Here is a 12163-nt window from a genome sequence, read left to right on the forward strand (position 1 = left end):
GGTCACCGAGCTGGACGTCACACCGGGCACCACGGTCGCCATGGACCAGGTGCTGGCGGTCATCGCACCGGCGGAGGAGGAATCGGCATGAGCACCTCGGAACTCGGTCTCCCCATGGCCGTCCCGGTCCCCGGCCTGCCCGCCCGGGTCAGGATCCACGAGGTCGGCCCGCGCGACGGCCTCCAGAACGAGAAGGCGACCGTGCCGACGGAGGTCAAGGCGGAGTTCATCCGCCGCCTCGCCGAGGCGGGCCTGACCACGATCGAGGCCACCAGCTTCGTCCACCCCAAGTGGGTGCCCCAACTGGCCGACGCGGAACAGCTGTTCCCGATGGTGAGCGGCCTGCCGGTGGACCTGCCCGTCCTCGTCCCGAACGAGCGCGGCCTGGAGCGGGCCCTGTCGCTGAGCGCGACCCGTGTCGCCGTCTTCGCCAGCGCCACCGAGTCCTTCGCGAAGGCCAACCTCAACCGGACGGTGGACGAGGCGCTGGCCATGTTCGAGCCGGTGGTGCGGCGGGCGAAGGACGGGGGCGCGCATGTGCGCGGCTATCTGTCGATGTGCTTCGGCGACCCGTGGGAGGGTCCGGTGCCCGTCGACCAGGTCGTCCGGGTCTGCCGGGCGCTGCGGGACATGGGCTGCGACGAGCTGAGCCTCGGCGACACCATCGGCGTCGCCACGCCCGGCCATGTGCTCCGGCTGCTGACCGCGCTGAACGAGGGCGGTGTGCCCACCGACGTCATCGGCGTCCACTTCCACGACACCTACGGCCAGGCCCTCGCCAACACCCTGGCCGCGCTCCAGCACGGCGTCACCACCGTGGACGCCTCCGCGGGCGGCCTCGGCGGCTGCCCGTACGCCAAGTCCGCCACCGGCAACCTCGCCACCGAAGACCTCGTGTGGATGCTGCGGGGCCTCGGCATCGACACCGGAGTCGACCTCGGCCGTCTCGTCGCCACGAGCGAGTGGATGGCCGGTCGGCTGGGCCGGCCCAGTCCCTCCCGCACCCTGCGTGCCCTCTCCCACAAGGAGCAGTGACCGACGATGAACCACCGCCTGACCCCCGAGCTGGAGGAACTCCGCCGCACGGTGGAGGAGTTCGCGCACGACGTCGTGGCGCCGAAGATCGGCGACTTCTACGAGCGGCACGAGTTCCCGTACGAGATCGTCCGCGAGATGGGCCGCATGGGCCTGTTCGGCCTGCCGTTCCCGGAGGAGTACGGCGGCATGGGCGGCGACTACCTCGCGCTCGGCATCGCCCTGGAGGAACTGGCCCGGGTGGACTCGTCCGTGGCCATCACCCTGGAGGCGGGCGTCTCCCTGGGCGCCATGCCGATCCATCTGTTCGGCACCGAGGAGCAGAAGCGCACCTGGCTGCCCAAGCTGTGCGCGGGCGAGATCCTGGGCGCCTTCGGCCTCACCGAGCCCGACGGCGGCTCGGACGCGGGCGCCACCCGGACCACGGCCCGGCTGGACCCGGACACCGACGAGTGGGTGATCAACGGCACCAAGTGCTTCATCACCAACTCGGGCACCGACATCACCGGCCTGGTGACGGTGACGGCGGTGACGGGCCGCAAGCCCGACGGGAAGCCGCTCATCTCCGCGATCATCGTGCCCTCCGGCACGCCCGGCTTCACGGTCGCGCCCGCCTACTCCAAGGTCGGCTGGAACGCCTCGGACACCCGTGAGCTGTCCTTCCAGGACGTCCGGGTGCCGGCCGCCAACCTGCTGGGCGAACAGGGCCGCGGCTACGCGCAGTTCCTGCGCATCCTCGACGAGGGCCGCATCGCGATCGCGGCGCTGGCGACGGGACTGGCCCAGGGCTGTGTGGACGAGTCGGTGAAGTACGCCAAGGAGCGCCAGGCCTTCGGCCGGCCGATCGGCGCCAACCAGGCGATCCAGTTCAAGATCGCCGACATGGAGATGAAGGCCCACACCTCCCGGCTGGCCTGGCGGGACGCGGCCTACCGTCTGGTGGCCGGCGAGCCGTTCAAGAAGGAGGCGGCGCTGGCGAAGCTGTACTCGTCGACGATCGCGGTCGACAACGCCCGTGACGCCACCCAGATCCACGGCGGCTACGGCTTCATGAACGAGTATCCGGTCGCCCGCATGTGGCGCGACTCCAAGATCCTGGAGATCGGCGAGGGCACGAGCGAGGTGCAGCGGATGCTGATCGCCCGGGAGCTGGGGCTCGCCGGCTGACACTCCGGCAGCGGGACCCGGCCGGCGAACCGCCGGAGCGGACGGGCGCGGCGCCCCGCCCTCTGGACAGGAACTGAGGTTAGGCTAACCTACCTTCGAACCTGTCCGGCGGGCGCTCCGCCCCGTTCGAAAGCAGTCACACCCATGCCCATTGCCCGTGCCACCCACCTCTCCCGCCGCGGCGTCCTCGCCGCGGGCGGCGCCCTCGGCCTCGGGGCCGCGCTCGCGGCCTGCGGAACCGACGACGGGAAAAGCGGCGGCTCGGGCAGCGGGACCGCGGCCGCCAAGTCCGGCCCGTGGACCTTCAAGGACGACCGCGGGCAGACCGCGAAGGCCGACAAGGTCCCGGCGGACATCGTGGCGTTCGTCGGGGTCGCCGCCGCCCTGTACGACTACGGCGTCCAGGCCAAGGGCGTCTTCGGCCCCACGACGACCAAGGACGGCAAGGCCGATGTGCAGGCCGGCGACATGGACGTCAGCAAGGTGACGGTCCTCGGCAACGAGTGGGGCCAGTTCAACATCGAGAAGTACGCGGCCCTCGCGCCCGACGTCCTCATCTCCACGATGTTCGACGACGCCGGCACCCTCTGGTACGTCCCGGAGGAGTCCAAGAAGAAGATCCTGGCCGTGGGCGCCCCCAGCGTCGGCATCTCCGTCTACGACCGCCAGATGACCGAGCCGCTCCAGCGCATGCTGGCGCTCGCCAAGTCGCTCGGCGGGGACGTCACCGGCGACAAGGTCCAGCAGGCCAAGAAGCGCTTCGAGGACGCGGCCGCCCGGCTGCGCGCCGCCGCCAAGGCCAAGCCGGACATCAAGGTGATGGCCGGCTCGGCCAGCCAGGACCTGTTCTACGTCTCCGGCACCAACCTCTCCATCGACCTGGAGTACTTCAAGGCCCTCGGCGTGAACTTCGTCGAGCCGCCCGAGCAGGCCAAGGCCAAGGGCGGCGGCTGGTACGAGTCGCTGAGCTGGGAGAACGTGGACAAGTACCCGGCCGACATCATCATGATGGACAACCGCACCTCGGCCATCCAGCCCGCCGGCATCACCCAGGGCACCTGGAAGAAGCTCCCCGCGGTCCAGGCCGGCCAGGTCATCGCCCGCAACCCCGAGCCGATCCTGTCCTACGACAAGTGCGCCCCGCTCCTCGAGGACCTCGCCAAGGCCATCGAGACCGCGAAGAAGGTCTCCTGACCCTCGCACGACCGGCGCCGCCCTTCCGCGAAGCACCCCTCTCCCGGCACAGCACCCCCGACACAGCGCCCGCACAAAGCACCCTGACGACGACTCAGGAGCACATATGACCACCGCCGTGGCCGCCCCGTTCCGTTTCTTCTCCCTTCAGGTCGTACGGACGAGGCGGCTCGGTCCGTCTCTGCTCCGGGTCACCTTCGCCGGACCCGACCTGAGGGACTTCCACTCGCACGGCAGGGACCAGTCCCTGTCGCTGTTCCTGCCCCACCCGGGCCAGTCCGAGCCCGTCGTACCGGTCGAACTCGGCGAAGGCTGGTGGCAGGCCTGGCGCGAACTCCCTGACGAGGTGCGGGCGGTGATGCGCTCCTACACGCTGCGGGCGCTGCGCCGCGACCCCGACGAGATCGACATCGACTTCGCCCTGCACGGCGTCGAGCCCGGGGCCGGCTCCCCCGCCGGACCCGCCTCCCGCTGGGCTGCGCATGCCACGCCCGGCGACCGGGTGCTGGTGCTCGGCCCGGCCGTCGCCGACAACCGGGCCATCCGCTTCCGCCCGCCCGAGGACACCGACCTGGTCGTTCTGTGGGGCGACGAGACCGCCGTTCCGGCCGCCACCGCGATCCTCGGATCCCTCCCGGCCGGCATCCGGGTGCGCGCCTGGCTGGAGGTGCCGCACGCCGGTGACATCCAGGACGTCTCGACGCCCGCGGACGCGGAGGTCACCTGGCTCGTACGGCACGACGGGTCCCCCATGACCGTCGATGCCCTTCGAGAGACTCGGCTGCCCGCCGCCGAGCGCCCGTACGTGTGGCTCGCGGGTGAGTCCGGGCAGGTGAAGGCGCTGCGGCGGCACTTCGTCGGTGAGCGCGGGATCGACCGGCGGCGCATCGCCTTCGTCGGGTACTGGCGGCAGGGAATGACGGAGGAGGAGCTGCGGGCGGCGGAGTAACCGCCCCTGGAGTGACGCCGGTCACGGGAGAGGCATGCCTTGATCCCGAGAAGTTAGGTTAGGCTAACCTAAGTTACATCCACTGCGGAGGCCCCCACATGCGCTCACACCTGCTCAATGACCTCACCGCGGAGCACTACCGCCGCTCCGTGACCGAAGGAGTCGAGCGGGTGGCCGCCAAACTCGCCGCCACCGACCGGCCGTTCACCGGCGTCACCGTCGACGACCTCGCTCCCCGCATCGAGCGGATCGACCTGGACCGGCCGCTGCACGACACCACGGCGGTCCTCGACGAGCTGGAGGAGGTCTATCTGCGCGACGCGGTCTACTTCCACCACCCCCGCTATGTCGCCCACCTCAACTGCCCGGTGGCGATCCCGGCGGTGCTGGGCGAGGCCGTCCTGTCCGCCGTCAACTCCTCCCTGGACACCTGGGACCAGTCGGCCGGCGGCACCCTGATCGAGCGCAAGCTCATCGACTGGACGGCCGCCCGCATCGGGCTCGGGCCCGCCGCCGACGGCGTCTTCACCTCCGGCGGCACCCAGTCCAACCTCCAGGCGCTGCTGCTGGCCCGCGAGGAGACCAAGACACACGACCTGGCCGAACTGCGGATCTTCGCCTCCGAGGTCAGCCACTTCAGCGTCCGGAAGTCCGCGAAACTCCTCGGCCTGAGCGAGCAGGCCGTGGTCCCGGTCCCCGTCGACCACGCCAAGCGCATGCGGACCGTCGCCCTCGCCCACGAGCTGGAGCGCTGCCGCCAGGACGGCCTGGTCCCGATGGCCGTCGTCGCCACCGCCGGCACCACCGACTTCGGTTCCATCGACCCGCTGCCCGAGATCGCCGAGCTCTGCGCGCGGTACGCCACCTGGCTGCACGTCGACGCCGCCTACGGCTGCGGCCTGCTCGCCTCCCTGAAGCACCGGGACCGCCTCGACGGCATCGAGCGCGCCGACTCGGTCACCGTCGACTACCACAAGTCCTTCTTCCAGCCCGTGAGTTCCTCCGCCGTGCTGGTCCGGGACGCGGCCACCCTGCGGCACGCCACCTACCACGCGGAGTACCTCAACCCCCGCCGCATGGCGCAGGAACGCATCCCCAACCAGGTCGACAAGTCCCTCCAGACGACCCGCCGCTTCGACGCCCTGAAACTGTGGATGACGCTGCGGGTGATGGGCGCCGACGGCATCGGCGAACTCTTCGACGAGGTCTGCCACCTGGCGCGGGAGGGCTGGCGGCTGCTGGCCGCCGACCCCCGCTTCGACGTCGTGGTGGAGCCCGCCCTGTCCACCCTCGTCTTCCGTTACATCCCGGCGGCCGTCACCGACCCGGCCGAGATCGACCGCGCCAACCTCTACGCCCGCAAGGCCCTGTTCGCCTCCGGTGACGCCGTGGTGGCGGGCACCAAGGTCGGCGGCCGCCACTACCTGAAGTTCACCCTGCTCAACCCCGAGACCCGGCCGGCCGACCTGGCCGCCGTCCTCGACCTGATCGCCGGCCACGCCGAGCAGTACCTGGGAGAGTCCCTTGACCGCGCGTCCTGAAGCCCCGAACGGCACCTACGACCTCGTGGGAATCGGGCTCGGCCCCTTCAACCTGGGCCTGGCCTGCCTCACCGAGCCGATCGCCGACCTCAGCGGCGTCTTCCTGGAGTCCAAGCCCGACTTCGAGTGGCACGCGGGAATGTTCCTCGACGGCGCCCACCTCCAGACCCCCTTCATGTCGGACCTGGTCACCCTGGCCGACCCGACCTCGCCGTACTCCTTCCTCAACTACCTCAAGGAGAAGGGCCGGCTGTACTCGTTCTACATCCGCGAGAACTTCTATCCGCTGCGGATCGAGTACGACGACTACTGCCGCTGGGCGGCGGGCAAGCTGAGCGGCATCCGCTTCGGCACCACGGTCACCGAGGTGACGTACGAGGACGAGCTGTACGTGGTGCGCACCGAACGCGGCGAGACGTTCCGCGCCCGGCACCTGGTCCTCGGCACCGGCACCCCGCCGTACATCCCCGAGTCCTGTCAGGGCCTGGGCGGCGACTTCGTCCACAACTCCCGTTACCTGCAGCACAAGCAGGACTTGCAGAGCAAGGAGTCGATCACCCTCGTGGGCTCCGGCCAGTCCGCCGCCGAGATCTACTACGACCTGCTCAGCGAGATCGACGTCCACGGCTACCGGCTGAACTGGGTGACGCGCTCCCCTCGCTTCTTCCCCCTCGAATACACCAAGCTCACGCTGGAGATGACCTCCCCGGAGTACATCGACTACTACCGGGAACTGCCGGAGGCCACCCGCTACCGCCTGACCGCCGAGCAGAAGGGCCTGTTCAAGGGCATCGACGGCGACCTGATCAACGAGATCTTCGATCTCCTCTACCAGAAGAACCTGGGCGGCCCGGTCCCCACCCGCCTGCTCACCAACTCTTCGCTGAACGGCGCTCGGCACGAGAACGGTACCTACACCCTCTCCTTCCGCCAAGAGGAGCAGGAGAAGGACTACGAACTCGAGTCCCAGGGCCTGATCCTGGCCACCGGCTACAAGTACGCCGAGCCGGAGTTCCTGAGCCCGGTCAAGGACCGCCTGCGCCACGACTCGCACGGCAACTTCGACATCGCCCGCAACTACTCCATCGACGTGACGGGCCGGGGCGTCTTCCTCCAGAACGCCGGCGTCCACACCCACAGCATCACCAGCCCCGACCTGGGCATGGGCGCCTACCGCAACTCGTACATCATCCGCGAGCTGCTCGGCACCGAGTACTACCCGGTCGAGAAGACCATCGCCTTCCAGGAGTTCGCCGTATGACCTTCACGATCCGCCCGCTGGACCCCCTGAAGGACGCCCGGCTGCTGCACGGCTGGGTCACCCATCCCAAGGCGACGTTCTGGATGATGCGGGACGCCGGGCCGGCGGACGTCGAGCGCGCGTACCTGGACATCGCCGCGGACGAGCACCACCACGCCTTCCTCGGCCTGCACGACGGCGAGCCCGCCTTCCTGATGGAGCGCTACGACCCCGCCCACCGGGAACTGGTCGGCCTGTACGAACCCGAGCCGGGCGACGTCGGCATGCACTTCCTGGTCGCACCCACGGACACACCCGTGCACGGATTCACGCGAGCCGTGATCACCACCGTGATGCGGCACCTGTTCGAGGACCCGGCGGTGCGCCGGATCGTCGTCGAGCCGGACGTGCGCAACACGGCCGTGCACGCCCTGAACGAAGCCGTCGGGTTCGTACCCGAGCGGGAGATCCGGACGCCGGAGAAGAAGGCCCTGCTGAGCTTCTGCACGCGCGAGCGGTTCACCGCTGCGACGGGGGTGGCCGTATGAGCCTCGCCGACGCCGTCGCCCACCTGTCCCCCGAGCGCTGGGCGGCCGCCGACCGCCTGCTCATACGCAAGGCGCTCGCCGAGTTCGCGCACGAGCGGCTGATCACACCCGAGCAGGAGGGTGCGCGGTACGTCGTCCGCGGCGATGACGGGCTCACCGCCTACCGCTTCTCCGCCGTCCGGCGCGCCCTGGACCACTGGCAGGTCGACGCCGACTCCATCACCCGGCATCGCGAGGGCGCCGAACTGCCCCTGTCCGCCCTCGACTTCATCGTCGAGTTCAAGGGGTCCCTGGGCCTGAGCGACGAGGTCCTGCCGGTCTATCTGGAGGAGATCTCCTCCACCCTCGCCGGCACCTGCTACAAGCTCGCCAAGCCGCCGATCTCGTCGGCCGAGCTGGCGCGGGCCTCCTTCCAGGACATCGAGACCGGCATGACCGAGGGCCACCCGTGCTTCGTGGCCAACAACGGCCGGCTGGGCTTCGGTGTCCACGAGTACCTGTCGTACGCCCCCGAGACCGCGAGTCCGCTCCGGCTGGTGTGGCTGGCCGCGCACCGCTCGCGGGCGGCGTTCACGGCGGGCGCCGGGATCGAGTACGAGTCGTTCCTGCGGGCGGAGCTGGGCGAGCAGACCATCCGCCGGTTCCACGGCGTGCTCACCGGTCAGGGCCTGGACCCCGTCGACTATCTGCTCATCCCCGTCCACCCCTGGCAGTGGTGGAACAAGCTCTCCGTCACCTTCGCCGCCGAGGTGGCCCACCGCCGTCTGGTCTGCCTGGGCGAGGGCGACGACGAGTACCTGGCCCAGCAGTCCGTGCGGACGTTCTTCAACGCCTCCCGTCCGGAGAAGCACTATGTGAAGACGGCCCTGTCCGTGCTCAACATGGGTTTCATGCGCGGGCTGTCGGCCGCCTACATGGAGGCCACACCGGCGATCAACGACTGGCTGTCCGGGCTCATCGAGAACGACCCCGTGCTGAAGGCGACCGGCCTGTCGATCATCCGTGAACGGGCGGCCGTCGGCTACCGGCACCGGGAGTACGAGCAGGCCACCGACCGCTCCTCGCCGTACCGCAAGATGCTGGCCGCGCTGTGGCGGGAGAGCCCCGTGCCCACCCTCCGGGACGGCGAGACCCTGGCGACCATGGCCTCGCTCCTCCACGTGGACCACGAGGGCGCCTCCTTCGCCGGCGCGCTGATCGAACGCTCCGGGCTGCCGCCCGCGCGGTGGCTGCGCCACTACCTGCGCGCCTACCTCACCCCGATCCTGCACAGCTTCTACGCCCACGACCTGGCCTTCATGCCGCACGGCGAGAACGTCATCCTGGTCCTGCGGGACGGGGTGGTGCGGCGGGCGGTCTTCAAGGACATCGCCGAGGAGATCGCGGTGATGGACCCGGACGCGGTGCTGCCGCCGGAGGTGACCAGGATCCGGGTGCGGGTCCCGGAGGACCACAAGCTCCTGTCGGTGTTCACGGACGTCTTCGACTGCTTCTTCCGCTTCCTCGCCGCGCACCTCGCCGCCGAGGGGATCCTGGAGGAGGACGCCTTCTGGCGGACGGTCGCCGAGACGGTGCGCGAGTACCAGGAGTCGGTGCCCGAACTCGCCGCGAGATTCCGCCGGTACGACCTGTTCGCCCCCGAGTTCGCGCTGTCCTGCCTCAACCGGCTCCAGCTGCGCGACAACCGGCAGATGGTGGACCTGGCCGATCCGTCGGGCGCGCTCCAACTGGTGGGCACCCTGCGCAACCCGCTGGCGGGCCGGTAGGGCCCGACGGGCGGCGAAGACGGGCGGGCGCCCCGGAGTACGGTCCTCCGGGGCGCCCGTCGGTGCGTGTCCGTCCTACTCGGCGGGCCAGGGCACCTGGGGCGAGCGGTAGTAGCCGATGCCCAGGGCGTCCCAGCGCGGGGCCTGCGCGGCGAGCCGCACCTTGTAGGCGTCCCAGTCGTGGGTGGCCGCCGGGGACCAGCCCAGCTCGGCGGCGCCGGGCAGCCGGGGGAAGGCCATGTACTCGATCTGGTCGGAGGTGGACAGGGTCTCCGACCACAGCGGGGCCTCGACGCCCTTGACCGCGGAGGCGGGCGCGCCCGGCAGATAGCTGCCCGGGTCCCAGTCGTAGGACCGCTGGACCTCGACGTAGCCGGCCCAGGCCAGCCCCAGCGGGGTGTCCTTGGTGTACTTCATGTCGAGGTAGACCCGGTCGGCCGGGGACAGGATCAGCCCGGTGCCGTTCTGCGCGGCCTGGGCGACCTGCGCCTTCTCGGCGGCGCTGGTGGAGTCCAGGCCCCAGTACTGGGCGAGGGCGCCCTTGACCGGGGTGGCGCCGGTCAGCTGGTGCCAGCCGATGACCGTCTTGCCGTACTTGGCGACGAGGGGCTGCACCCGGTCCATGAACTTCACGTAGTCCTCGTGGCTCGTGGAGTGCGCCTCGTCGCCGCCGATGTGCAGGTAGCGGCCCGGGGTGATGGCGGCCAGCTCCCGGATCACGTCGTCCACGAAGTCGTAGGTGGCCTCCTTGGGCACGCACAGCGAGCTGAAGCCGACCTTGGTGCCGGTGTAGAGCGGGGGCGCCACGCCGTCGCAGTTCAGGTCGGCGTAGGAGGCGAGGGCCGCGTTGGTGTGGCCGGGCATGTCGATCTCGGGCACGACCTCCAGGTAGCGGGAGGCGGCGTAGCGGACGATCTCCTTGTAGTCGGCCTTGGTGTAGTAGCCGCCCTGGCCGCCGCCGACCTGGGTGGAGCCGCCGTAGGTCGCCAGGCGCGGCCAGGAGTCTATGGCGATGCGCCAGCCCTGGTCGTCGCTGAGGTGCAGATGCAGCTCGTTGACCTTGTAGAGGGCGAGTTCGTCGATGTACCGCTTGACCTGGTCGACGGTGAAGAAGTGACGGGAGACGTCGAGCATGGCGCCGCGGTAGGCGTAGCGGGGGCTGTCCTGGACGGTGCCGCCCGCGACCAGCCAGGGGCCGGGCTGCGCGGACTTCTTCTCGACGGCGGCGGGCAGCAGCTGGCGCAGGGTCTGCACGCCGTGGAAGAGACCGGCCGGTTCCCGGGCGGTGATGGTCACGCCCCCGGGCCCGCTGTCGAGGCGGTAGCCCTCGGCGCCGAACGGGCCCCCCGCCAGGCGCAGCCGGATGCCCGCCGGGCCGTGCGTGGTCAGCGGCAGCCGATAGCCGGTCGAGGGCCGCAGGACGTCCGCGAGGTACGTGCCGACCCGGCGGGCCTCGGCTCCGCCGTCGACGCGGATACGCGTCGCGGACGTGATGCGGTACGCGGCTCCGCCCGCGTGGACGGACGCGGGCGCGGGGATCACCTGGCTCAGCGGGGTCGCGGCCGGTGGCGCGCCCTTGGCGGGCGTGGCGGCGACCGTGAAGGCCCCGGCCGCCGCCACGAGCAGCAGCGAACCGAGGACATGGGTCACCCGGGTGGTCGTACGGGACTTGCGGGGAGTCGTGCTGTGGTGCCGTCTCACATGCGCTCCCTTCACACGGGGTCGAGGGCTCGGTGAGCACCCGATGGGTGTAGACCACTCTCTCGCATCAGCGGTGAAACAATCCCCCCATGGCGGAAATCATCCAGAAGGACGGCACCTGGACGTTCGACGGCGAGTCCCTGCGGCTGACCCCCGGACGGGACCGGAACGTCGGCCTGTTCCGCCGTACGCTGGGCGAACTCACCGTCCCGCTGGAAGCCTTGGCGGGCGTCTCCTTCGAACAGGGGAAGAAGACGGGGCGGCTCAGACTACGGCTGCGGGACGGGGCCGACCCGCTGCTGCTCGCGACCGGCGGCCGGCTGACCGAGCCCCACGACCCCTACCAGCTGCTGGTGGAGTCCGACCGGTACGGCGTCGCCGAGTACTTCGTGGACGAGGTCCGCAGCGCTCTGCTGCTGGAGCGGGTTTCACCCGATCCGGTGACGCGGTATCTGCTGTCCGGCCCATCGCTGCCGGTGTCGGTGGCCGCCGGGGACGGCACGGCGAGCTTCGACGGCGAGCAGGTGCGGCTGGAGTGGAACTGGAAGACGGAGGACGCCAAGGCCGCCGGCGGCGCCCGCTCCTTCGCGCTGGCGGACATCACGGCCGTGGAGTGGGTGCCGGCGGCCGGCCTGGAGAACGGCTGCCTGCGCTTCACGGTGCGCGGCGCGCCGGCCGGGACCCCGCCGAAGTACGACCCGCACGCGGTGGAGCTGTGGGGCTTCAAGAAGGACCCGCTGATGGCACTGGTCGCGGCGGCGGTGCAGGCGCGGCTGCCGCATCCCGCGGCGTCCGGGGGCAAGCCCGGGGGGATACGGGCGGCGGTTCCCGAGGCCGTACCGGACACGGCGGTGGTACGGGCCCCGGAGGCCGCCGTCCCGCAGCAGCGCGCGGCGGCCGAGGACGACCACGACGCGCTGCTGCGGCGGCTGCGCGAGCTGGGTGAGCTGCACCGCACGGGGGTGCTCACCGACGAGGAGTTCACCCTGGCCAAGCAGGCGGTCCTGAAGCGCATGTGAGGA

The 12163-nt window shown here is 70.6% G+C and carries 10 protein-coding genes; 9 read left to right on the forward strand and 1 reads right to left on the reverse strand.

All coding sequences use genetic code 11. From position 1 onward, the window contains the following. Positions 1-87 precede the first annotated feature (87 nt). From ABZ484_RS06520 to ABZ484_RS06555, 8 genes are all read left to right on the forward strand, one after another. Complete coding sequence (locus ABZ484_RS06520; protein WP_358864757.1) at positions 88-1035, forward strand: hydroxymethylglutaryl-CoA lyase; 948 nt, start codon at positions 88-90, stop codon at positions 1033-1035. 6 nt (positions 1036-1041) lie between these two features. Continuing rightward, positions 1042-2202, forward strand: coding sequence for an acyl-CoA dehydrogenase family protein (locus ABZ484_RS06525; protein WP_358864758.1), 1161 nt, complete (start codon positions 1042-1044; stop codon positions 2200-2202). 144 nt (positions 2203-2346) lie between these two features. Continuing rightward, entirely contained in the window at positions 2347-3396 is a 1050-nt protein-coding gene (locus ABZ484_RS06530) for an ABC transporter substrate-binding protein (protein ID WP_358864759.1), read from the forward strand. A 106-nt stretch (positions 3397-3502) separates the two neighbouring features. Then, a complete protein-coding gene (locus tag ABZ484_RS06535; protein WP_358864760.1) occupies positions 3503-4345 on the forward strand; it encodes a siderophore-interacting protein in 843 nt (280 codons plus the stop codon). 98 nt (positions 4346-4443) lie between these two features. Continuing rightward, positions 4444-5886 carry a lysine decarboxylase DesA gene (desA, locus tag ABZ484_RS06540; protein ID WP_358864761.1) on the forward strand — a complete coding sequence of 481 codons (1443 nt, stop codon included), beginning with the start codon at positions 4444-4446 and terminating at the stop codon, positions 5884-5886. Beyond that, positions 5870-7147, forward strand: a complete 1278-nt coding sequence (locus ABZ484_RS06545; RefSeq protein ID WP_358864762.1) for a SidA/IucD/PvdA family monooxygenase — start codon at positions 5870-5872, stop codon at positions 7145-7147. The genes desA and ABZ484_RS06545 overlap by 17 nt, the downstream gene beginning before the upstream one ends. Beyond that, positions 7144-7674 carry a GNAT family N-acetyltransferase gene (locus ABZ484_RS06550; RefSeq protein WP_358864763.1) on the forward strand — a complete coding sequence of 177 codons (531 nt, stop codon included), beginning with the start codon at positions 7144-7146 and terminating at the stop codon, positions 7672-7674. Before ABZ484_RS06545 ends, ABZ484_RS06550 begins: the two co-directional genes overlap by 4 nt. Continuing rightward, positions 7671-9440, forward strand: a complete 1770-nt coding sequence (locus ABZ484_RS06555) for an IucA/IucC family siderophore biosynthesis protein (protein WP_358864764.1) — start codon at positions 7671-7673, stop codon at positions 9438-9440. Before ABZ484_RS06550 ends, ABZ484_RS06555 begins: the two co-directional genes overlap by 4 nt. 75 nt (positions 9441-9515) lie before the next feature. On the opposite strand, the gene ABZ484_RS06560 is transcribed toward ABZ484_RS06555, so the two are convergent. Beyond that, complete coding sequence (locus ABZ484_RS06560) at positions 9516-11141, reverse strand: beta-N-acetylhexosaminidase (protein WP_358864765.1); 1626 nt, start codon at positions 11139-11141, stop codon at positions 9516-9518. An 89-nt stretch (positions 11142-11230) separates the two neighbouring features. Between ABZ484_RS06560 and ABZ484_RS06565 the strand changes: the two genes are divergently transcribed. Next, entirely contained in the window at positions 11231-12160 is a 930-nt protein-coding gene (locus tag ABZ484_RS06565; RefSeq protein ID WP_358864766.1) for a DUF4429 domain-containing protein, read from the forward strand. Positions 12161-12163 lie beyond the last annotated feature (3 nt).

Origin of the sequence: Streptomyces sp. NPDC006393, assembly GCF_040628575.1 — a bacterium.
Taxonomy (GTDB): Bacteria; Actinomycetota; Actinomycetes; order Streptomycetales; family Streptomycetaceae; genus Streptomyces.